At 66.8% G+C, this 22,078-nt stretch carries 16 protein-coding genes; 1 reads left to right on the plus strand and 15 read right to left on the minus strand.

What is annotated here, in order from left to right:
- Window positions 1-46: 46 nt before the first annotated feature.
- From pstB to ACTCB7_RS03005, 5 genes are all read right to left on the minus strand, one after another.
- On the minus strand, window positions 47-934 hold the full coding sequence (pstB, locus tag ACTCB7_RS02985; protein ID WP_224414635.1) for a phosphate ABC transporter ATP-binding protein PstB: 888 nt from the start codon (window positions 932-934) through the stop codon (window positions 47-49).
- Between the two features lie 28 nt (window positions 935-962).
- A complete protein-coding gene (gene pstA / locus ACTCB7_RS02990; RefSeq protein WP_163648989.1) occupies window positions 963-2,129 on the minus strand; it encodes a phosphate ABC transporter permease PstA in 1,167 nt (388 codons plus the stop codon).
- A 22-nt stretch (window positions 2,130-2,151) separates the two neighbouring features.
- Window positions 2,152-3,408, minus strand: coding sequence for a phosphate ABC transporter permease subunit PstC (gene pstC, locus ACTCB7_RS02995; RefSeq protein ID WP_163648990.1), 1,257 nt, complete (start codon window positions 3,406-3,408; stop codon window positions 2,152-2,154).
- Window positions 3,409-3,547: 139 nt separating this feature from the next.
- On the minus strand, window positions 3,548-4,561 hold the full coding sequence (locus ACTCB7_RS03000) for a PstS family phosphate ABC transporter substrate-binding protein (RefSeq protein ID WP_163648991.1): 1,014 nt from the start codon (window positions 4,559-4,561) through the stop codon (window positions 3,548-3,550).
- Window positions 4,562-4,867: 306 nt separating this feature from the next.
- Entirely contained in the window at window positions 4,868-6,070 is a 1,203-nt protein-coding gene (locus ACTCB7_RS03005) for a Bcr/CflA family multidrug efflux MFS transporter (protein ID WP_163648992.1), read from the minus strand.
- Window positions 6,071-6,243: 173 nt separating this feature from the next.
- Here ACTCB7_RS03005 and ACTCB7_RS03010 point away from each other — a divergent pair, with 173 nt between their 5' ends.
- Entirely contained in the window at window positions 6,244-7,983 is a 1,740-nt protein-coding gene (locus ACTCB7_RS03010; RefSeq protein WP_163648993.1) for a methyl-accepting chemotaxis protein, read from the plus strand.
- A 126-nt stretch (window positions 7,984-8,109) separates the two neighbouring features.
- On the opposite strand, the gene ACTCB7_RS03015 is transcribed toward ACTCB7_RS03010, so the two are convergent.
- The 10 genes from ACTCB7_RS03015 to ACTCB7_RS03060 all read right to left on the minus strand — a co-directional run.
- Entirely contained in the window at window positions 8,110-8,619 is a 510-nt protein-coding gene (locus ACTCB7_RS03015) for an STAS domain-containing protein (protein ID WP_163648994.1), read from the minus strand.
- Complete coding sequence (locus ACTCB7_RS03020; protein WP_224414633.1) at window positions 8,606-9,778, minus strand: PP2C family protein-serine/threonine phosphatase; 1,173 nt, start codon at window positions 9,776-9,778, stop codon at window positions 8,606-8,608. Before ACTCB7_RS03020 ends, ACTCB7_RS03015 begins: the two co-directional genes overlap by 14 nt.
- A gap of 11 nt (window positions 9,779-9,789) precedes the next feature.
- The gene (locus ACTCB7_RS03025) at window positions 9,790-10,530 is read right to left on the minus strand and encodes an MlaA family lipoprotein (RefSeq protein WP_463005505.1); all 741 of its coding nucleotides are present in this window, start codon (window positions 10,528-10,530) and stop codon (window positions 9,790-9,792) included.
- The gene (locus tag ACTCB7_RS03030; protein ID WP_224414631.1) at window positions 10,527-11,669 is read right to left on the minus strand and encodes a beta-ketoacyl-ACP synthase III; all 1,143 of its coding nucleotides are present in this window, start codon (window positions 11,667-11,669) and stop codon (window positions 10,527-10,529) included. Before ACTCB7_RS03030 ends, ACTCB7_RS03025 begins: the two co-directional genes overlap by 4 nt.
- A gap of 45 nt (window positions 11,670-11,714) precedes the next feature.
- Window positions 11,715-15,728, minus strand: coding sequence for an ATP-dependent RNA helicase HrpA (gene hrpA / locus ACTCB7_RS03035; protein ID WP_463005506.1), 4,014 nt, complete (start codon window positions 15,726-15,728; stop codon window positions 11,715-11,717).
- A gap of 94 nt (window positions 15,729-15,822) precedes the next feature.
- The gene (locus tag ACTCB7_RS03040; protein ID WP_463005507.1) at window positions 15,823-17,184 is read right to left on the minus strand and encodes an MBL fold metallo-hydrolase; all 1,362 of its coding nucleotides are present in this window, start codon (window positions 17,182-17,184) and stop codon (window positions 15,823-15,825) included.
- Between the two features lie 98 nt (window positions 17,185-17,282).
- Window positions 17,283-18,959, minus strand: coding sequence for an AMP-binding protein (locus ACTCB7_RS03045; protein WP_463005508.1), 1,677 nt, complete (start codon window positions 18,957-18,959; stop codon window positions 17,283-17,285).
- Between the two features lie 102 nt (window positions 18,960-19,061).
- Window positions 19,062-19,889 (minus strand): class II glutamine amidotransferase, encoded by an 828-nt coding sequence (locus ACTCB7_RS03050; protein ID WP_163649001.1) that lies wholly within the window; start codon window positions 19,887-19,889, stop codon window positions 19,062-19,064.
- Entirely contained in the window at window positions 19,882-21,702 is a 1,821-nt protein-coding gene (locus ACTCB7_RS03055; RefSeq protein WP_463005509.1) for a VWA domain-containing protein, read from the minus strand. Before ACTCB7_RS03055 ends, ACTCB7_RS03050 begins: the two co-directional genes overlap by 8 nt.
- Before the next feature lie 9 nt (window positions 21,703-21,711).
- A partial coding sequence (locus ACTCB7_RS03060; RefSeq protein ID WP_463005510.1) for a hypothetical protein occupies window positions 21,712-22,078 on the minus strand: 367 nt, incomplete at its 5' end.

Genomic DNA, 22,078 nt, shown 5'->3' on the forward strand with positions numbered 1-22,078 from the left:
ATGCCCTCCCGCGAGGGTTCAAGGCCTGCCGCGGGCAGGCTTGCGATCAGCCGTAACGGCCGGTGATGTAGTCCTCGGTCTTCCTGATGTGTGGATTGGAGAACATCACCCGCGTATCGTTGTACTCGATCAGCTCGCCAAGATGGAAGAACGCTGTGTAGTCCGCAACGCGGGCGGCCTGCTGCATGTTATGCGTGACCGTGACGATGGTGAACTGCTGCTTGAGCTTGTCCATCAGGTCTTCGATGGTCGCCGTCGAGATCGGATCGAGCGCCGAAGTCGGTTCATCCATCAGGATCACGTCGGGTTGCACGGCAATCGCCCGGGCGATACACAGACGCTGCTGCTGACCGCCCGAGAGCGAGGTGCCCGGCTGGTGCAGCTTGTCCTTGACCTCGTTCCATAGCCCAGCGTCTCGCAGTGCGCGCTCGACCAGCTCGTCCTGTTCGGCCTTGCGCCCAACCAGATCATGCATGCGCGGCGCGTAGGCGATATTCTCGTAGATCGACTTTGGGAACGGGTTGGGCTTCTGAAAGACCATGCCCACCCTGCGGCGCAGGGCCACCTCGTCCATCTTTGTCTCGTTGACATCGCGGCCGTCCATCTCCACCAGCCCCTGGATGCGCACGCTCTTGATCAGGTCATTCATGCGGTTGAGGCAACGCAGGAAGGTCGACTTGCCACAGCCCGAGGGGCCGATCAGCGCAGTGACGTTCTTCTGATAGATGTCGATGTTGATGTTCTTCAGCGCCTGATGCTCGCCGTACCAGAGATTGAGATCGCGCACGCGAATGCTCAACTCGTGGTTAGCCTCCTTGTTGCGATTGACCGGCTCGCCCGGCTGCCCCGCCTGGGGTGCGTGAGTCCTTGTGGAATCGCCCGTTGGCACGTCGATGGCCTGCCCCTTCGCCTGGGTAGTCTGTTCGTTGAGCATGAATCGTGTCCTCGAGATAGTCGCCGGCTTACCAGCGACGTTCGAATTTCTTGCGCAGCAACACTGCAGTGGCATTGAGCGTGATCAGCACCGCGAGGAGGACCAGAATGCCGCCGGCGGTCTTCTCGACGAAGGCGGGGCTCGGGTCGCCCGCCCACGTGAAGACTTGCGCCGGCATCACCGTGGCGGCGTTGGTAAACGAGGCCGAGACATCGGGAATGAAGGCCACCATACCGACAATGATCAGTGGTGCGGTCTCGCCCATCGCCTGGGCCATGCCGATGATCGACCCGGTCAGGATGCCCGGCAGCGACAGCGGCAGGACATGATCGCGCACTACCTGCCAGCGTGAACAGCCCACACCGAAGGCGGCCTGGCGGATGCCATCCGGCACACTGCGTAGCGCCGTGCGGGTGGCGATGATGATCACCGGCAGCGTCATCAACGCCAGCGTCAGGCCACCCACCAGCGGCGAGGAGCGCGGCACGCCGAAGAAGTTGATGTAGACCGCCAGCCCCAGAAGACCGAAGAGAATCGACGGGACCGCGGCCAGGTTGTTGATGTTGATCTCGATGATCTGGGTAAGATGGTTGTCGGGTGCGAACTCCTCGAGATAGACCGCGGTCATCACTCCGACCGGGAAACACACAGCCATGGTCACGATCAGCGTCATCACCGTGCCCATCGCTGCCGCGGCGATCCCCGCCATTTCGGGCATCCGCGAGTCACCTGTGGTGAAGAAGGTAGTATTGAAGCGCAGCTCGGCACGCCCCTGCTCGACCAGTCGATCGACGACGCGCTTCTCCTTGGGACGAAGTTCCGAATTGTGCCCCTTTAGATACTGATCGACAGTGCTGTCGGCGATCACCCACTCCATACGCTGCGTGCCGAGCAGCTCTGGATTTTCTTCCATCCGTGATGGAATCAGGCGCAGGTAGCCACGGCTGACCAGCGAGCGCACGTCGTCGCCCACCGCCGCAGGCGGAATCTCCCGGGCCTGCTCACTGTAGTTCACCTCGATCTGAATCTGGGCCTGCTGGAAGGCGGGCAGCCCCTTGACCAGCATGTCGCCAATGAACACCACCAGGAAGGCCGCAGCGAGGATCAGCGCGCCCATCGACATCCGCTTGAGGTTGGCCGAGCGCCGATGTCGCCGCCTGAGCTGGGCGGTGATCTCGTCGAAGGATTGGCTCATGAGTGTAACGAACCTCGTCGTATCACAGAGTGTTGGTGCGGTACTTTTCGCGGAAGCGGCGAATCATCAGTACCGACACCATGTTGAGGGCCAAGGTGACCACAAACAGCACCAGCCCCAGGGCAAAGGCGGACAATGTCTCGGCGCTTTCGAACTCCTGGTCGCCGGTCAACGCAGCGACGATACGCACGGTCACCGTGGTCATGTCTTCGAGCGGGTTGGCGGTCAGGTTGGGACGCATGCCGGCAGCCATCACCACGATCATCGTCTCCCCCAGCGCACGGGAGACGGCGAGCAGCGAGGCCGAGATGATGCCCGGCAGCGACGCGGGCAGCACCACACTCTTGATAGTCTCGCTCTTGGTCATGCCCAGCGCCAGTGAACCCTCGCGCATGCTGTCGGGAACCGCGTTGATCACGTCATCGGACAGCGACGAGATGAAGGGAATGATCATGATCCCCATCACCACACCCGGCGCAAGGGCGTTATTGTAGGAAGCATCGAGGCCGAAGAAGCCGGCGAAGTCGACGATGATCGGCGCCACGGTGATCGCCGCAAAGAAGCCATAGACCACCGTGGGGATGCCGGCCAGCACCTCCAGCACCGGCTTTGCCAGGGTACGGATCCGCGGCGGCGCGAATTCGGCCATGTAGATTGCCGCGAGCAGCCCGACCGGTATCGCCACGAGCATGGCGATCAACGAAATAATGAAAGTGCCTACGAACAGCGGCACCGAGCCGAACTGGGCAACGCTCTCCACCTCGCCGCCGCGTCCGGCCGCGGCGAGGAAACTATCGCCCGGCGCCCAGGTGGTGCCGGTGAGGAAATCCCAGAGGCTCTGCATCTGGAAGAAGCGGATCGCTTCGGAAATGATCGACAACAGGATGCCGAAGGTAGTCACGATCGACACCAGGGCTGCACAGGCCAGCGCCAGGCGAATCACCCGCTCGATGGCCTGACGAGCGTGAAAATCGGGACGCACCTGCATGACCCCGACGAACAGCCCAATGGCGGCAATCACCAGGCTTGCGGCAAGCAGGTAGGGCGTGGGTATCTCAGCACCCAGCAGCAGCATGACGAAGGCACCGACGGCCCCCACCAGAATGGCCGGGCCGGCCGTGGCCAGCACCGAAAACCAGGCGTACTGATCGGGCTGGGCATACATCGCCACCCCTGCCTGGCGCGTGCGCAAAGCCTTGGCGCGCGCCACGACGAATGCGATCAGGCCGAGCACCGCCAGCACCGCACAGAACGTCAGTAAAGTCAGGTTGGACAGCATAATCGGTCTCTTGCTACGGACCCCGCCCCGTCAGCCCCGGAACCAAATGACACTTGGCCCCGGGCCTCGAGGGCCTTTCGGTATGCAAACGGGCCGACGACTCTCGTCGCCGGCCTCGCTTCTCATGGGCGACGCTGACTTACTTGAGGTCGGCCAGTTCGAGCTTCTCGTGGTTCTTTACCTGCTGGCGCTGCATCTTGCGCATGTCTTCCGGCAGCGGGATCAGACCCAGCCCCTTGAGGTAACCCATCGGCCCGATCATCTTCTCGCTCATGAACAGGTTAGCGTACTCGTACATCGCCGGCACGCTGTCGGCGTGCTGGTTCTTGATGTAGAAGAACAGCGAACGCGACACCGGATAATCGCCAGAGCTGATCGTCTCGGGCGTGGGCTCGACACCGTCGATGCTGGCACCAGTCAGGGTGTCGGAATTCTCTTCCAGATAAGAGTAACCGAAAATGCCGAAGGCATCGGTATCCTCGGCCAGACGCTGAACGATCAGGTTGTCGTTCTCTCCAGCGTCGATGTAGGCACCATCCGAGCGGATGTCAGTGTAGGCCTTGCCACCGTAGGCCTTCATGTCTTCAGAGGCGGCTTCCATCACCAGTTCCTCGAAGGCATCGCGGGTCCCGGAAGTGGTGGGCGGTCCATAGACGGAGATCTCGCGATCCGGCAGCGACGGATCAATGTCGCTCCACTTCTTGTAGGGGTTGGCAACGAGCTTGCCATCCTGCGGCACCTTGGCGGCAAGCGCCAGGAAGATCTGCTTACGAGTCAGGTTGATCGGGTCGTTGTCGCTCGATTCGGCGAAGGCAATACCGTCATAGCCGATAGTCGCCTCGGTGATATCGGTGACCCCGTTCTTCTTGCAGCGCTCGAACTCGGAGACCTTCATGGGTCGAGAGGCGTTGGTGATGTCCGGAGTGTCCTCACCGACACCGGCGCAGAACAGCTTCAAACCGCCACCAGAGCCAGTGGATTCGATAACCGGCGTTTGGTAGTCGGTGGTCGCTCCGAACTCTTCCACGACATAGCTGGCAAACGGGTAGACCGTGCTCGAGCCGACGATGCGAAGCTGCTCACGGGCCTGGGCGACACCGACTACGCCCATCACGGCGGCGGCAACGGCAGTGGTCTTCAGGATGCGGTTCATGCGGGTAACTCCTGTCGATGAGAGTGTTCAACCTTCTCTCTGCACAAGATGCCGCAGGAAGATGACAGCTTCGTGACAGCCAACGGACGTGGAACGCCTGTCCGGGAAGCCAGCATCGTTCACTCCCATCCGCGGGGCGAAACGCAAGGCCAGCGGGCTCTTCAGTGCAGCGAGGACCGGGCGGCGCCTCCAGCCCCAGGGTGGCGCCTCCAGCCCCATGAAAGCAGCCAGGTCGGGAGCGTGACAGATCATCACGGTCAAGGAAAGGCCGGACACAGATCGCGCCGCCCCCTGACTCGCTGAGCGTCATGGCGATGCCGGTGCCTGCCGCAGGGCATGGCCAGACAGTACGCGCACTCCGACGTTGCCGATCACCGAGGCACCGACCATGGTCAGCACCATGGGCCAGGCACTGGGAATCTGGAAGGCCCCCACCAGCACCCCGGCCAGCGCGCCGCAGGAGAACTGGATGCTGCCCTGCATGGCCGTCGCCGTGGCGCTCATGTGTGGAAAGTGATCGAGCATTGACGACATGGCGTTGGGACCGATCAGCCCCTGCATGCCGACAAACACCACCAGCAAAGGTACCACCGAGTAGAGTGAATCCCAGCCGAGCGCGAAGACCGCCAGCAGGACGATGCCCATGACCAACTGAATCGCCAGCCCCCAGAGCAGATTGTTCTGTGGCGAGAAATAGCGCAGCAGGCGAATATTGACGCGATTGGACGCCGACATCACCAGGATGTTGGCGCCGAAGACGAAGGGATAGGCCGCCGGTGACAGATCGAAATACTCCATGTAGAGAAACGGCGACCCGGTGATGAAGGCGAACATTCCGGCGAAGGACATCGACACCGCACAGATGTAGCCCATCGCCTCGCGGTGGGCGAGTACGCTGCGATAGTTGCCGAGCACTTGCACGAAGTTCGGCGCATCCGGGTCACGGCCATGGGTCTCCGGCAGGTAGCGGTGCAACAACCACAGCACGAAGCCCGCATAGCCGGCGAGGAAGGCGAAGATCAGCCACCAGTCCGCCAGGTAGAGCAGCGCACTACCCAGTGCCGGCGCCACCAAGGGTGCCAGCATCAAAATCATCACCATGGTCGACAGAACCTTGGCCGCCTCGCGTCCACTGAAGCAGTCGCGCACGATCGCCGCCGAGTTGACCACCGATGCCCCACCCCCCAGTGCCTGAAGGAAACGCAGCGCCCAGAGCATCTCCAGCGAATTCACTTGGGTGATCGCAAGGCTGGTCAGCAGAAAGACCACCACTCCGCCGAGCAGCACCGGGCGCCGCCCCAGCCGGTCCGACAGCGGCCCGAAGATCAACTGGCCCAGGGCGAAGCCGAACAGGAACAGGCTCACCGACAGCTCGGTCAGATGCACGCTGGCATCGACGGTCCTCGCCAGCGCCGGAATGGCGGGAAGGTAGGCATCGATCGCCAGCGGCGCAATGGCGGTATTGGCCGCCACCAGCAGGGCAATCCGTCGTGGGGTGATCGGCGACATACGTTTCCTTACGTCGGTAGTCAATCGGGTCGGGCGCACATCATAGCAGGCCCGGACGATTGTCAGGGCGATGCTGCCATATTAGCCAAACTGCAACACATCCCTGCTAGAACCGACCCGATGCCGCACCCAGAGCGGCACGAAAAGAAATCGAATCATCGCAAGGGTCATTCATGAAAACTCTCGATAATCTGTCCGTCCGCGCGACCTGGACGGCCGTGCTGGCCGTCTTCAGCCTCATGGTGCTGAGCGTCGGCGCTCTGGGCCTGTACGCTAATCACTACAGCCGCCAGACCTTCGGCACGCTCGATCAGATTCATGTCGAGCAATCCTCCGCGCTGGACCGGGCCTATATCGACATGCTGCGCGCCCGGGTGGCGATGGATCGTGCCGCCGCCCTTCTCGCCAAACCCTCCTTCGATCGCCCGGGGCCAGTCATCGAACAAGCCAAGACCCTACTCACCGGTGCCAGCCAGGCCTTCGAACACTTTCAGTCCATCCCACCGCAGCCCGGTCAGGCCAAGGCGACCGAGGCGCTCGCCAAACGTTTCCAGTCGCTGCTCAATACCGGCCTCTCCCTGCAGTTGATGAGCCTCGAGGACAGCGACGTCAGCGGTTATCAGTCGGGGCGCTCGCGGGTCAGCGCGATGAGCCAGGCATTCATGGCCAGCGCCGATGACTTTTTCACGACCTCGCGCCAGCGCGGCAACGCCCTGGTCAGTGCCTTCAACGCCATGAGTGTGCTGCTCGACATCGCCATCGCCGGCGCCCTGCTCGTCAGCCTGGTGCTGGGCGGTCTGATGCTGTTCTGGGTGGCCCGTCACGTGACCCGCCCACTGCGCGACCTGCTGGTACACTTCGCGCAGATGCGCGACGGCGATCTTTCCCATCCCGTCGGGGCACGCGGGACCAATGAGATCGGCCGGCTTTTCCTGGGACTCGAGGAGCTGCGACACAACCTGGCGTCGACGGTGAATGGCGTCCGTAACAGCGGCGAGGCGGTGCATGCACGGGTTCGTGACCTCGCCCAGGGAAACGCCGAGCTCTCCGACGACACCGAATGTCAGGCGACCTCGCTGGAAGAGACCGCCACCAGCCTCGATCAGTTGACCACGACTGTCGCCCACAACGCCGACAATGCCAACCGTGCCAGCGACCTGGCCGCCAACACGGCGCACCAGGCGTACGATGGCGGCCGGGTCATGGACGAAATGACCAACACCATGCGCGGTATCGAGGAGGGCTCCCGACGAGTCGGCGAGATCGTCACGCTGATCGACACCATCGCCTTTCAGACCAACATTCTAGCCCTCAACGCCTCGGTGGAAGCGGCCCGGGCCGGCTCACAAGGGCGCGGCTTCGCGGTGGTTGCCGGCGAGGTCCGCAATCTCGCGGGGCGCTCGGCGACCGCTGCCAGCCAGGTTCGCGAACTGATCGATGACTCCGACCAGCGTGTCGAAGCCGGGGTACAACTCGCCGGCCGCGCCGGCCGGACCATGCAGGCGATCGTCGAGGCCATCGGGCAGGTCAGCGAACTTGTCGGCGAGATCGCCAATGCCTCACACGAGCAGAGCCGCGGCCTCGAGCAGGTCAACACCGCGGTCGCCGAGATGGAAAGCGTAACCCTGGGCAATCGGCGCCGCGCCCTGCAGGCCAGCGAGATCGCCCGGACCCTGCAGAGCGATGCGGACCGGCTGCGCGACAGCGTGGCCCGCTTTCGACTTGCCCCCGACTCGACCGCAGCCGATTCGGGGGCTGACATGGACTCCGCCACGACCGTTTTCGCCAGTGCCGCCACTAGACGCCCTGGCGACGAGGCCACATCAGATATAGCGGTCCTGTCAGACGCTTCAGGATCCGCGAGCCAACCAACGCTGGCATGTGACGACGAGGCACAACCGGCCCCCGTCTGATACCCCGCTCCTACACGGCATCGCACCGGATTCAAGGCGGGAAACAAGAAACCGGACTGTCAACAACGAAGAACGAAGCGGTTGCACTGACGATGTCAGCGGTCAGGATAAGACAGAACTGGCCGCTCAGCCGGTGGGCGAGTTCTGCTGCTGCGTCTCGAGCAGCTCGACGAGCGGCTTGAACTCCTCGCGATTGTGCTCGTTCATGCGCATCAGGATGCGATGGGCCTCCAGGATGCGCTGCTGCAGGCCGGACTCGTCCGCCTCCACTGCCGGCAGGTCGTTGAGCCCGCCCGGCTCGGCGATGGGCGCATTGACCAGGGTGAAGTAGCGCGAGAAGCCCATGACGTCGAGCATGCGGCGCACATCGGGGTGGTCGACGACGATGGTCGGCGGATGACTCAGCCGCCCCTTCACCGCCAGCGCCACCTTGGCCAGAAAGCCCAGGGCCGTCGAATCGACGTTGGTCGCCTCGCGCAGGTCCACGATCACCGCCGTCAGCCCCGGCATGTTGGCGAGACGCTGCGCCTCGTTGTCGAGCGTCGCGCAGAGTGTCAGGCGCACGTCGCCGCACAGCTTGAGCACGAACACGCCGGCGTCGAATGCCGCCTTCAGCCGTCCGTCATTGCTTGTCATGGTCGAAACCGCTCAGCGTCATGATGGTCAGGTCGTCGGGGAGCTCTTCCTGGTGGTCGACATCCGTGTCATCCCGGGCCACGTTCAGCCCGGCCCGCAGCCCCTCGATGTCGTCACTCGCCGCGACGCGCCGCTTGAGTTCGTCGAGCCGGGCGCTGAGTGTCTCGCCGGGCAGGCACTCGAGCACACCGTCCGAACACAGCCAGAGGCGGAAGTTCGCGGGCAGGTCAAGCCGATAGGTGGGGTAGGCAAGGCCCGGAAACAAGCCCACCGGCATGCCCTCCCCCTCGAGTACCGTGATCCCGTCATCGTCCTTGAGCAGCGGCATCGGCAGCTGGGCGCCCAGCGAGTAGTGCAGGCAGCGCTCGGTCCGATCCAGCACGCCGACGAACAGCGTCACATGCTTGCCGATCCCGGTGTCCAGCAGCTCGTGGTTGAGGCGCGCCAGCCAGCTGGCCGGCAGGGCCTCGGGCGACTCGCCGTGCCACTCCTGCAGCCAGCGGTTGCACAGGTACTTCAACAGCACCGTGACGAAGGCCGACGATGCCCCGTGCCCCGACACATCGGCGAAATAGAAGGCACTGTAGCGCGCATCGAAGCGCAGAAAATCCAGAAAGTCGCCCGACAGATACAGCGACGGCTCCAGCCAGTAGTCGCAGCGCACGCCGTTGAGCACGAGCGGGGTGGGCGGCAGCATCTTGCGCTGGACATGGCCGCCCGCCTGCTGATCCAGGCGCAGCATGGCCAGATGCGTCTCGAGATTCTCGTTGAGCTCGACCAGCCGCGCCCGATCCCGGGCATGGGCCTCGGCCAGCCGCTGGTGCTCCACGGCCCGAGCCACCAGGCGACGCAGCACGTCACCGTGACGCAGCGGCTCGACGAGGTAGTCGACCAGCCCCGAGTCCACGGCGTGGAGCAGTTCGTCGTCGAGGCGCGACTCGGTCACCACCACCGTGGGGTGGCGCCTGGCCAGCGCCGTCCACTGCCGGCTGGGCACCGCGCGGACATGCGCGACGACCAGTTCGACACTCTCGGGCAGGTCCTCGAGACGCTCGGCCGCGGCCACGGCCAGGAGCCCCGTGCCGAGAGCCTCGGCCAGCGCATCCCGGTCATCACCCGGCAGGTCGAGCAGGCCAATCAAAGTGCGCGGTTTGTCCATGGGTCGGACTCTTACTCGGCGAAATCACCGGATTCGAAATCGAAGTCGTCGGTCGCGAACGGATCCTTGCCGGTCTCGCCATCGTTGACCTCGAAGCGTCGCCGCTGCAGGTACGTATCACGCAGGAAACTGTAGCGGTCACCCTGAATCAGCGCCTCCTCGTCCAGCACGCTGGCCCGGTAGTTGATCACGTCGAGCGCGCGGATCCCGTAGCGGGTGCTGTCCTCCTCGACATAAGTCACGGGGTCGACATACCAGTCCGCCGGCAGGCCACCGGCATGGCGCAGGGTGCGTCCGCCCAGCAGCGGCAGCACCACGTAGGGTCCCTCGCCGACCCCCCACGCCGCCAGGGTCTGGCCGAAGTCCTCCTCGTGCTCGGTCAGCCCGAAGTCGGTCGCCGGGTCGAGAAAACCGGCCAGCCCCAGGGTGGTGTTCATCAGAAAGCGCCCGGAGGCGACCCCGGCATTGGCCCACTTCCACTGCAGCGCGCTGTTGAGGATGGTGCTCACCTCTCCCAGATTGGAGAAGAAGTTGCCGACCCCCTTCTGCACCGGCTGTGGCGTGATGAAGTTGTAGCCCTGCGCCGCCGGCTTGATCGCATAGCGATCCAGCACCTGGTTGAAGGCGAAGACCTTGCGGTTGAACCCTTCCCAGGGGTCCTGCGGGTTGGCGGCGACGTTGCCCTGGCTGGCACAGCCGGCCAGCATCAGTCCCGCTGTCACCCCCAGCATGCCCTTGCCCCATTGTGTCATTCGTTCACCTTGCGTGCGTCTATCTTACGTAATATCACACTGCCGGCACTGTATCCGGCTCCGAAGGAACACACCACCCCCAGCGCGCCATCCGGGAGGTCGTCGTGATGGCGATGCAGGGCGATGATCGACCCGGCCGAGCTGGTGTTGGCGTAGCGGTCGAGGATCACCGGCGCCTCCTCGGGCGCCGGCTCGCGGCCCAGCACGCGACGGGCGATCAGCGCATTCATGTGTCGATTGGCCTGATGCAGCCACAGCCGCGAGAGGGCCTCGCCGCTTATCCCGAGCGACGCCAGGTGCGAGGCGATCAGCTCGGCGACCATCGGGCACACCTCCTTGAAGACGCGCTTGCCCTCCTGGACGAACAGCTTGTCCGCCGCCAGCGGGTCGCTGTCGGTGACCCGGTTGAGAAAGCCGGCATTGTTGCGGATGGCATTGGAGTAGCGGGTCATCAGCCGGGTGCCGAGGATGGCGAAGCGCGTCGGCGACACGGCGACGCTATCAGCCTCGACCACCACGGCGGTGGCGGCATCACCGAAGATAAAGTGGCTGTCACGGTCGCGAAAGTTGAGGTGCGCCGAGCAGATCTCGGGATTGACCACCAGCGCGCGCTGCACGCCGGTGCTGCGCACGGCATTGGCCGCGGCATCGATGGCGAAGGTTGCCGAACTGCAGGCCACGTTCATGTCGTAGGCATGCCCCCCGGCCCCCAGCGCCGCCTGCAGCTCCACCGCGACGGCGGGATAGGCCCGCTCGAGGTTGGAGCAGGCGACGATCACCAGCTCGATGTCCTCGCCGGCGACCCGCGCCCGGTCAAGCGCCTCGCGCGCCGCCGCCAGGCCCATCTCGGCCTGGTGAGAAAGGGCCTCGTCACCGCGCTCGGGCAGTTTCGGCCGCATTCGCGCGGGGTCGAGGATACCCTCGGCATCCATCACGTGGCGGCTGTGAATGCCCGATGCCTTGACGATGAACTCGCTGCTCGAATGCGCCAGCGGTTCGCGTTCACCGCGGGCGATGGCCTCGGCATGATGCTCGTTCTCGCCGTCCACCCAGGCGTTGAAGGCCGCCACCAGGGCGTCGTTGCCGATGGCATGCGGCGGCGTGTAGAGCCCGGTACCGGTAATCACGGCTTGTGTCATTGTGGTCTCCTCGCGACGGCACTGCGCCGCCCTGGAAGCACCCGCTCAGCCCGGGCGCTTTCCGGTGATCTCGGCCCAGTGACGCTCGAGCCGCTTGACGGATACCGGCATGCGCGTACCCAGCTGCTGGGCGAACAGCGACACGCGCAGCTCCTCGATCCACCAGCGAAACTCGAGCAGCGCCGGGTCCTCGTGGCCGCCACGCCGCTCGGCCTCGCGGCGCTGGGTCAGGCGCGATTCGAAATCCTGGACCTCCTGCATCAGCATCTGGTCACGCATGCGCTCCCGCGGTGCCTTCTCCAGACGGATGGCGGCCGCTTCCATGTAGCGCGGATACTCGGCGATCCACTCCCCCGCTTCGCTGATGAAGCCGGGATGCACCAGCCGCTGCAGCTGCGCCTTGAGGTCGTTGTAGACCAGCGCCAGGGACAGGCTGAGATTGCCCTTCATCGCCTTGGTCACCGCAAGATGGCCCTCCAGCGCCCGCTGGACGATCGGCAGCAGCGACTCGCCGTACGCCACCAGGCCGGCACGGCGTTCGTCGATCCGCGCCGCCAGCGCCTCCCGGGAGCGCGGCAGCGGATCGACGGCGATCTCGTGCAGGAAGACGGCCTCCACCACATCGTCGACGAACTGGCGCTTGCTGCCGACCTTGGCGAACAGCAGCGCGCAGCGCTCGATCCCCGGCAGCTGCCGCAGGGCCTTGACCTGATCCGGCAGGCGCTGCATGGCCAGGCGCTTGACGCCCTGCCGGTGCGCCTCGCGGGCCTTGTCGGGGTGCTCGAACAGCTCGACGGCCAGCGCCGCGTCGCGGCGCTCGACCAGCGCCGGGTAGGCCGCGACCCGGATGCCCGCCTGGGTGGTGGTGCGCGACTCGGCCAGCGGCGTCTCGGGCAGATCCTCCAGCGTCTCCGCGGTGTCGCCGGCGACATCCAGCGCCCGGGCGCCGGCCGTCGCCGCCTCGGCGAAGCGCTTCTCGAGGGCCGGCAGGTCCCGACCCTGCCCCAGCACCCGCCCTTCGTGGTCGACCACGCGCAGGTTCATGATCAGGTGCGGCTCGAGCTGATCGGTCCGCCAGTCGTCGGGAGCCAAGCGCAGGCCGGTCTTGACGCGCAGGAACTCACCGAGCGCCTCGGTCAGCGGGATGTCGTCGGGCGTCAGCGACTCCAGTGCCGCATCGACCCAGTCGGGAATCGGCACCACCTGGCGGCGCACCGACTTGGGCAGCGACTTGAGCAGCGCGATGCACTTCTCGCGAAGCAGCCCCGGCACCAGCCATTCCAGCCGATGGCGGGGAAGCTGCGAGAGCATCGCCGCCGGTACGGTCAGCGTCACCCCATCGTCCTCGGCCCCCGGTGCGAAGTGATAGCCGAGCGGGTAACTGACCCCGCCCAGCGTCAGGGTGTCCGGATACTGCGCGGCATTGACCTCATCGGCTTCCCGCGCCATCAGCGCGGCCTTGTCGAGCTTGAGCACGTTCGGGTCGTCCCGCTCCGCCTGGCGCCGCCAGTGCTCGAAGCCCTTGCCGTTGACGATGTCCTCCGGCAGCCGCTGATCGTAGAAATCGAACAGCGTTTCCTCATCGACAAGGATATCACGCTTTCGCGCCCTGTCCTCCAGATCCTCGACCTCGTCGATCAGCGCCCGATTGTGGGCGAAGAACGCGGCCCCGGTGCGATACTCCCCCTCGACCAGAGCCCGGCGGATGAACAGCTCGCGGGCCTGCGCCGGGGCGATGGGGCCGTAATGCACCTTGCGCCGGTTGACGATCGGCAGCCCGAACAGCGTGACCTGCTCGAAGGCCACCACCTGGGCGCGCTTCATCTCCCAGTGCGGTTCGCTGTAGTGGCGCTTGACCAGGTGGCCGGCCAGCGGCTCGATCCACTCCGGCTGGATGCGGGCGACATCGCGGGCGAACAGCCGCGAGGTCTCGACCAGCTCGCCGGCCATCACCCACTTGGGCGACTTCCTGGCCAGCCCCGAGCCGGGGTGGATCACGAACTTGCGGTTGCGCGCGCCGAGATACTCGCGATTCTCGACGAGCTGGCCGAGGTTCGACAGCAGCCCGGCGAGCAGCGCCTGGTGAATCGTCGCATAGGCATGGCGGTGGGCCTCGCGGTCCACCCTGGCCTCGTCGCCCGGCACGCGTGCCGGCAGCTGGCCGGCGGCCGGCACGCTGATGTCCATGTCACGCAGCAGCTGGCGCAGCTGGCGGAAGGTGTCGTGCCACTCGCGCAGGCGCAGGTAGCTCAGGTAATTGTCGCGGCACCAGCGACGCAGCCGGTTGCCGGAAAGCGATTCGCGGGCCGCCTCGAAGCCGTGCCACAGGTTGAGCCAGGCGATGAAATCCGAATCCACATCGTTCCACTGCTGGTGCTTCTGATCGGCGGCCTGGCGCTTGTCCGCCGGGCGCTCGCGCGGGTCCTGGATCGCCAGGGCGCTGACCACCACCAGCACGTCACGCAGGCACGCCTGCTCGGCGCCGGCCAGCACCATGCGTGCCAGGCGCGGATCGATCGGCAGGCGGGCCAGGCGGCGGCCCAGCCGGGTCAGGCGGTTATTCGTATCGACCGCGCCGAGCTCGAAGAGCAGCCGGAACCCGTCCTTGATGAAGCGGGAGTCCGGGGCGTCGACGAAGGGAAACGCCTCGATGTCGCCCAGCTTGAGCGACAGCATCGACAGGATCACCGAGGCCAGGTTGGTGCGCTGGATTTCCGGCTCGGTGTAGGCGGGGCGCCCGAGGTAGTCCTCCTCGCTGTACAGGCGGATGCACACGCCCTCGGCGATACGCCCGCAGCGCCCCTTGCGCTGGTCGGCGCTGGCCTGGCTGACCGGCTCGACGGGCAGGCGCTGTACCTTGGCACGGTAGCTGTAGCGGCTGATGCGCACCAGCCCCGGGTCGATCACGTAACGAATGCCGGGCACGGTCAGCGAGGTCTCGGCCACGTTGGTGGCGAGCACGATGCGCCGACCGGCGTGGGGCTGGAAGACCCGGTTCTGCTCGGCATTGGACAGCCGCGCGTAGAGCGGCAGGATCTCGGTGCCCCGCAGGTCGGCGCGGCGCAGGGTGTCGGCGGTCTCGCGGATCTCGCGCTCGCCGGGCAGGAAGATCAGCACGTCGCGCGGGCCGCTGTACCAGCGCTGCTCGCGCTCGACGGCCTCGATCTCCTCCACCGCGTGCAGGATGCCCTCCTGCAGGGTGCGATCCTCCTCGTCGTCCTCCTCGCGTACCAGCGGGCGATAGCGCACCTCGACCGGGTAGGTGCGCCCGGAAACCTGCACCACCGGCGCCGGCGTGCCGTCGTCGCGGGCGAAATGCCGGGCGAAGCGATCGACGTCGATGGTCGCCGAGGTGATGATGATCTTCAGATCGGGCCGCCGCGCGGTCAGCCGCTTGAGGTAGCCGAGCAGGAAGTCGATGTTGAGGCTGCGCTCGTGCGCCTCGTCGATGATGATCGCCTCGTAGCGGGACAGGTCCGGGTCGTGCTGCGTCTCGGCCAGCAGGATGCCGTCGGTCATCAGCTTGACCAGGGTCGACTCGTTGGTCTGGTCGGTGAAGCGCACCTGGTAGCCGACCTGCTCGCCCAGCGGCACCGCCAGCTCCTCGGCCAGCCGCGAGGCCACCGAGCGCGCCGCCAGCCGCCGCGGCTGGGTGTGGCCGATCAGCCCGCGCCGCCCCAGCCCCAGCTCCAGGCACAGCTTGGGCAGCTGGGTGGTCTTGCCCGAGCCGGTCTCGCCGGCCACCACCACCACCGGATGCTCGCGCAGCGCCGCCAGGATATCCTCGCGCTTCTCCGCCACCGGCAGCGCGGGAGGATAGTCCAGCGTCACCGGCAGCGCGCGACGCCGTTCCAGCCGCGCCCGGGACTCGGCCAGCCGGGCATCGATCTCGCGCAGGGCGCGGTCGATCGGCTTGCCGTCACGGGCGCGCCGGGTCAGCCCCTCGAGGCGCCGGCCCAGGCGGTGGGCATCGCTGAGCAGCACTCCGTCCAGCGCGCGCTGGCGGGTGATCAGGGCCTGTTGACGGGAGAGTGCGGGGTCGGAGGTGGTGGTACTCAAGGCAACCTCATCGAGTGGATCACGACGCGACTTGCCCCGAGAAACCTCGGGGCAAGCCAGTCATTATATCCCTCACGGTCGGGGATGTCCGGGGTCAATCGACAATCCGGCACCCCACCGCCTGGCAGGCCGCCATGGAGCCCAGGCAGTTTTCCACCCGTGTGAAGCCGTGACGCGTCAGCAGGGAGGCGGCGACCGCCGCCCGCTTGCCGCTGCCGCAGAAGGTCACGATCGGCTTGTCCCGCGGCAGCTCATCCAGCCGGTCGGGCAGATAACCGAGATAGACGTGCGTGGCATCGGGCAGGTGGCCGGCCTGGTACTCGTCGATCGCCCGCACGTCGAGCAGCACGAACTCATCCCCCTGGGCGTAGCGCTGCTTGAGCGTCGCGGCCGAGACGGTGGGCACCACGCCGTAGTCGGCGCCACTCGCCTCCCAGGCCGTCATGCCCGGTGTCAGATAGGCCTCGACCCGGTCGTAGCCCAGCCGATACAGCTCGCGCAGCGCCTCCTCGACATCGGCGCCGTCATCCAGGACCAGCCCCAGCGGCGTCTCGTGGCCGACCAGCCAGCCGATGTAGCCCGGCGCAACCGCCGTGGGCATGGACAGGCTGCCGGGGATGTGCGCCCCGCAGAACGCCTCGGGCGTGCGCAGGTCGAGCACCGTCATGCCGTCGTCACGGCGCTCGGCGAAGGCGCCGGGCGGCAGGGCGCGCGGCCGCGGCAGCGCATCGGGCTCGACGCCCCGGTCGTTGAGCGTCTCCATGCGCCGGAAGTAAGGCGGCTGGTAATGGTGCTCCTGGCTCTTGGCGCGAATGAACGCTTCCCGCTCGAGCTGCAGCCGGGGATTGAAGCGCCGCTCGTAGCCCAGGGTGGAGAACTCGCGATCGGCCATGCCGCTGCCGCACACCGACCCCGCCCCATGCGCGGGATAGACCTGGACGCCATCGCCCAGCGGCAGCAGCTTGTCGAAGAGACTGTCGTAGAGCTTTTCCGCCATCTCCTCGCGACGATCCGGGTAGAAGTCGGCGCGACCCACATCGCCGATGAACAGCGTATCTCCCGTGAACACCGCGACCGGCGTGTCAGCGAAGTTCGTGTCGGCCAGGGCCAGGGAGATGCTGTCGAAGGTGTGGCCCGGGGTCTCCAGCACCGTGAGCCGGGCCTTGCCGATAGCGAAGCACTCACCGTCGGCGACCGGCCGGGCATGCTCCACCCGGCCGCCCCGGCCGTGGAAGACCTCGGCCCCGGTCACGGTGGCGAGGCTGCGCGAGCCCACCACGTAATCCTCGTTGCGGTGGGTCTCGAAGACATGGGTGATGTTGGCGCCTTCCCGCCGGGCCACCCGAAGATAGACATCGATGTCCCGACGGGGGTCGATCACCGCGGCCGCGTTGCCGTCGATCACCATGTAGGACAGATGGGCCACGCCTTCTGACTTGATCGTCTCGATACGCATCGGTCACTCCTTGACTCGTCGCCGGGGGCGGACACCACCCCCACCCTGTCGACACTGGTGGCATCGAGGCACGGTTTCAATACCGGCGCGGGCGACCCTCAGGTAGGCGCCGCGCGCTCGTCATCATCGCGCAGCCGGCGGCGCAGCACCTTGCCGACGTTGGTCTTGGGCAACTCGTCGCGAAACTCGATGAACCGGGGCACCTTGTAGGCGGTAAGCTCCCGCTTGCACCAGGTGCGCAGCGTCTCGGCATCGAGCGTGTCCCCGCGCGCGACCACGAACAGCTTGATCGCCTCGCCCGTGGCATCGTCGGGGATGCCGACCGCCGCCACCTCGATCACCTCGGGATGGCCGGCGACCACATCCTCGATCTCGTTGGGATAGACGTTGAAGCCGGAGACGATGATCATGTCCTTCTTGCGATCGACGATGCGGATGTAGCCGTCCTCCTGCAGCACGGCGATATCCCCGGTGCGCACCCAGCCCTGTGCATCCAGGGTCCGTGCGGTGTCCTCCGGCCGATGCCAGTAGCCCTTCATCACCTGCGGCCCGCGGACGCACAGCTCGCCGGGTTCGCCGCGCGGCAGACTGACGCCGTCGGGGTCGATCACCTTGACCGCGGTGCCCGGTACCGGCTTGCCGATCGTGCCCAGCTGAATGGCCGCCGGCGGGTTGAAGGAGACGATCGGCGAGGTCTCGGTCATGCCGTAGCCCTCGGCCACCGGGCAGCCGGTGACCGCCTCCCAGCGCTGGGCGACCGCCCGGGTCAGCGCCATGCCGCCGGAGATGGTCAGCTTGAGCTCGGAGAAGTCCAGGGCACGGAAATCCTCGCGCTGGCACAGCGCATTGAACAGCGTGTTGAGGCCGACGAAGCCGGTGAACGGCTGCGACTTGAGTGTCCTGACGAAGCCGGCGATGTCGCGCGGGTTGGGAATCAGCACGCTGTGATTGCCGGTCTCCATCATGAACAGGCAATTCACCGTGAAGGTGTAGATATGGTAGACGGGCAGCGGTGCGATGACCGTCTCGCACCCCTCGCCCAGCACGTCGCTGATCACCGCGCGCGCCTGAAGCATGTTCGCCACCAGGTTGCCGTGGGTCAGCATGGTGCCCTTGGCGGTACCGGTGGTGCCGCCGGTGTACTGCAGCGCGGCAATGTCGTCGCGCCGGCGCGCCACCGGCCGGTGCGACTGCCGCGCGCCGCGGCCCAGCACATCGCGCAACGTCAGGGCATCCGGCAGATGGTAGCGCGGTACCAGCTTCTTGACGTGCCGCACGGCCAGATTGATCAGCGGCCGCCGCGGAAAGCCGTGCAGGTCGCCCAGCTGGGTCACGACCACGTGGCGAATCTCGGTATCGGCGAGGATGGACTCGAGCTTGGCGGCCATGTTGGCGAGGATGACGATCGCCCGGGCACCGGAATCGGTGAACTGATGGCGCATCTCGCGCTCGGTATAGAGCGGGTTGGTGTTGACCACCACCAGCCCCGCTCGCAGCGCGCCGAACACCGCCACCGGAAACTGCAGCACGTTGGGCAGCTGGATGGCAATGCGGTCCCCCGGCGCCAGGTCCGTCTCGTGCTGGAGCCAGGCGGCGAAGTCGGCCGAGAGGCGATCGAGCTCGCGATAGCTCAGGGTTCGGCCCATGCAACTGAAGGCCGGCCGCTCGGCGAAGCGCGTCACCGAGGCGGCGAAGACATCATTGATCGACGCGTAGTCGTCCTCGCCTTCCAGGGGCGGGCCGGCAAGGATGAAGTCGTTGGCGTGCTGACTCATGGGCGGGTCTCCGCAGGTTCGCTCGACATCGGTCGATACGCTGTCTTGTTGTCGCGACCACCTTAGCGCAGGGTTGACACGCTGTAAAACGACCGATTGAAACTAGCGTTCCACCCCGCAATCTTCCGGGGCATTCGCCGTGGCCGGCCCGTCACTCGCATAACGGGCGACGATCTCGCCGTCACGCCACACCACCAGCTCCCCCGGCTGCATGCGCACCCAGTCCTCGTTGGCGGTAAGCGGCTCGGTGGCCATCACCGACACCACGTCGTGAGGCGTGGTGTGCTCGGCGAAGTCGACGGTCATCTCGGCATCACTGAGCTGGGCGCGGCCGAACGGCGCCCGGCGGGTGATATGCGCCAGCTTGGTCGAACAGTAGCCGAACAGGTAGCGGCCGTCCGAGAGCAGCAGGTTGAACACGCCCAGCGCCCGGAGCTGTTCGCACAAAGCGTGCAGGGTCGCCCAGAGCATCTCGGGATCGCCGGGCGGGTGCGGAAAGCGCCGGCGCAGTTCGCCGAGCAGCCAGCAGAAGGCATGTTCGCTGTCGGTGCCGCCCACCGGCTGATAGAACGCCAGCGGCAGGCCTTCCCAGCCCGCCAGCTGCCCGTTGTGGGCATAGCACCAGGGGCGCCCCCACATCTCGCGGGTGAAGGGGTGGGTGTTGGCCAAGTGCACGCCGCCGACGTTGGCCTGGCGGATGTGGCTGATCACCACCCGGGACTTGATCGGGTAGTCGCAGATCAGCCGCGCGATGGGCGAATCCACCGACGGGTGCGGGTCGCGAAAGTCGCGATACCCCCCTTCCTCGTAGAAGGCGATGCCCCAGCCGTCACGATGCGGTCCGGTGCCGCCGCCGCGCTGCAGGAACCCGGCGAAGCTGAAGCAGATGTCGGTGGGCACATTGGCACTCATGCCCAGCAGTTCACACATGGGGTTCCTCCCGCTTGGCCGGACGCCGCCGCGAGCGCCCGCGACGCCATCCATACACGCCCAGCACCAGAATCAGCAACACTACACCCCACACGCCCCAGGCCAGGGGGTCGTCGCGACGCTCGTGCAGATAGCGCCGCAGCCGGGGCGGCACCGCCTGCCACAGCCCCCGGGCCTCGTCGGGCAGCCCCGCCAGCCAGGCGCTGACCGCGCTCGTCGGCCCACCGGCCGCACCGGCAGTGTCCTCGTCGGCCGTGGCCGACTCCGACGCCAGGGCCTCGGCCTGCCCCGGCGGCCGGTCGAGGCTGACGCCATCGAGTCGGGTAGAGGCCCCGGGATTGAGACGGATCACCGGCAGGGTGACGTGGCGAGTGCGCCCGTCCAGGGTCATGTCCGCCGTCACCGTCAGCGGTACGGACACATCGGCGTCCAGCGCCGGCAAGTCGATGCGCCAGCTCGCCGCCCCGGTCTCGACCACCGGCAGGGAATCGCCCTGAAGCGCTGCCGACAGCTGCGTGTTGTCGACATTCAGCCGCGGGTGCTCGGCACGCAGCAGGACGCGCCTGTCACTCTCGGCAAGCCGCGCATGAATCGGCGGCAGGACATTGACCGCCTGACGGCGCTCGCGCACCAGGGTGTCGTTGCGGGCCACCACCACCAGCCGGGCGTTGCCGGTCACCTGCGGTGGCGGCAGTGCCCCGCGGTAATGATCACCCTCGGCGGCCAGGGCCACCGACTGGCGCAGCGTGCCATCGATGTCGCGCAACTCGGCGCGCAGCGCCAGGGGCGACGCGAGCGCAGCCCCGTCCGGCGTGGTCACGCGGGCCTCGATGGGCGTCTCGAAGCCCTGATAGAGGGTCGCCGGCAGCGGCCCGGTCCGCAGCGCCAGCGGGGAGTCGACGCTCACCCGGCTGTCGGGGCCGACCGGCCCTTCGATGCGCCATTCGCCGGCATCCGGCGACGGCACATGGATGATGTCGAAACGCGGCTGATGCTGCCAGCGGATCGTGTCGGGGTGCACCTCGACCGAGTAACGCTGCCCGTCCGGCGCGACCAGCGTCGGCGCCGGTGCCTCGGGGTCATGGAACAGCAGCGCCGAGAACCCCTCGACCGTGCTGTCGATCGGGAAGCGCCCCCGCGCCAGGGGCACCTGATCCCGCGGGAAGATGCGCTCGATGACGTCCATCAGGGCGCGCAGCAGCGCATCGGGATCCTCGGCCACCGCCGCCAGGCCACCGGTCCGGCGGGCCAGCGTCTCGAGCAGGTCGCGGTCGACGTGGGAGGAGAAGGCGATGGCGTCCACCACGACACCCTCGTCATGAAGCCTCGGGGCGAGCTCCTCGATCAGCCGCCGCCGCGAGGCGGCATCGCGCGCCGCCTTGTCCGCGCCGCCGGGAATGTCGACCATGCCGTCGGTCAGCAGGATCACGTGACGCGGCCCTGACGCCGGGGCGGCAGAGGCCGCCCGACGAATGGCCGCCTCGATGTCGGTATACTGCTGATCCGCGACCAGCGCCGGCTTCAGGGCCAGCGCCTGCTGGCGCCAGGCCTCATCGACCGCCGCCGGCGGCAGCGGGTTGTCGACCTCGCTGCCGAAGGTCCAGAGACCGCCCCGCGCCCCCGAGGGCAGCAGCCCCGCGAACAGCTCCAGGGCACTGCCGCTCAGCCGTTCGGGGTCGTTGTGCTTCATGCTGCCGGAGACATCGAAGACCAGCCGGACATCGGCCTTTCCGGGCGGCGGCGACGCGGGCTCGGCCTGTGCCGACGCGCTCAGCAGCGCCACCGCCAGCGATACCGCCATCAACCATTGCATGCGCCGTCCTCAGCCGACCACCGGCTCCTGGCGGGCCTGCGGCACGTCGCTGCTGCCGCCTCCCGGACGGTTGCCGTCGTCCTCGGGACGCCGCTGCCGACGCCGGAACCAGATCGCCAGCACGGCCCCGGCCGCGGCGCCCAGCGCACAGCCCAGCAGCACCAGCGGCAGGGCCTGGCCCAGCGCCGCCTGGTCCTTCTGCAGGAAGGCGATCCCCGCTACCACGACCGACGGCGCCATGCCATGATAGGTCGACGCCTTGTCCAGCAGAGGCAGCGTGAAGCTGCTGGGCATCCAGATCAGGCCGGCGACCAGACCGGTGATCGCGAACCGCGGCAGGCGTGGCAGCCAGCGTATCGACAGATAGCCGGCACCG

The sequence above is a fragment of the Modicisalibacter sp. genome (genome assembly GCF_055145905.1).

What these genes read in the sequence shown, in the direction of transcription:
- ACTCB7_RS03000 (WP_163648991.1), bottom strand. Translation starts at nt 4,561, where the DNA reads ATGAACCGCATCCTGAAGACCACTGCCGTTGCCGCCGCCGTGATGGGC.
- ACTCB7_RS03040 (WP_463005507.1), bottom strand. Translation starts at nt 17,184, where the DNA reads ATGCGTATCGAGACGATCAAGTCAGAAGGCGTGGCCCATCTGTCCTAC.
- ACTCB7_RS03045 (WP_463005508.1), bottom strand. Translation starts at nt 18,959, where the DNA reads ATGAGTCAGCACGCCAACGACTTCATCCTTGCCGGCCCGCCCCTGGAA.
- ACTCB7_RS03055 (WP_463005509.1), bottom strand. Translation starts at nt 21,702, where the DNA reads ATGCAATGGTTGATGGCGGTATCGCTGGCGGTGGCGCTGCTGAGCGCG.
- ACTCB7_RS03020 (WP_224414633.1), bottom strand. Translation starts at nt 9,778, where the DNA reads ATGGACAAACCGCGCACTTTGATTGGCCTGCTCGACCTGCCGGGTGAT.
- ACTCB7_RS03015 (WP_163648994.1), bottom strand. Translation starts at nt 8,619, where the DNA reads ATGACAAGCAATGACGGACGGCTGAAGGCGGCATTCGACGCCGGCGTG.
- ACTCB7_RS03030 (WP_224414631.1), bottom strand. Translation starts at nt 11,669, where the DNA reads ATGACACAAGCCGTGATTACCGGTACCGGGCTCTACACGCCGCCGCAT.
- ACTCB7_RS03010 (WP_163648993.1), top strand. Translation starts at nt 6,244, where the DNA reads ATGAAAACTCTCGATAATCTGTCCGTCCGCGCGACCTGGACGGCCGTG.
- ACTCB7_RS03050 (WP_163649001.1), bottom strand. Translation starts at nt 19,889, where the DNA reads ATGTGTGAACTGCTGGGCATGAGTGCCAATGTGCCCACCGACATCTGC.
- pstA (WP_163648989.1), bottom strand. Translation starts at nt 2,129, where the DNA reads ATGAGCCAATCCTTCGACGAGATCACCGCCCAGCTCAGGCGGCGACAT.
- pstC (WP_163648990.1), bottom strand. Translation starts at nt 3,408, where the DNA reads ATGCTGTCCAACCTGACTTTACTGACGTTCTGTGCGGTGCTGGCGGTG.
- pstB (WP_224414635.1), bottom strand. Translation starts at nt 934, where the DNA reads ATGCTCAACGAACAGACTACCCAGGCGAAGGGGCAGGCCATCGACGTG.
- ACTCB7_RS03025 (WP_463005505.1), bottom strand. Translation starts at nt 10,530, where the DNA reads ATGACACAATGGGGCAAGGGCATGCTGGGGGTGACAGCGGGACTGATG.
- ACTCB7_RS03005 (WP_163648992.1), bottom strand. Translation starts at nt 6,070, where the DNA reads ATGTCGCCGATCACCCCACGACGGATTGCCCTGCTGGTGGCGGCCAAT.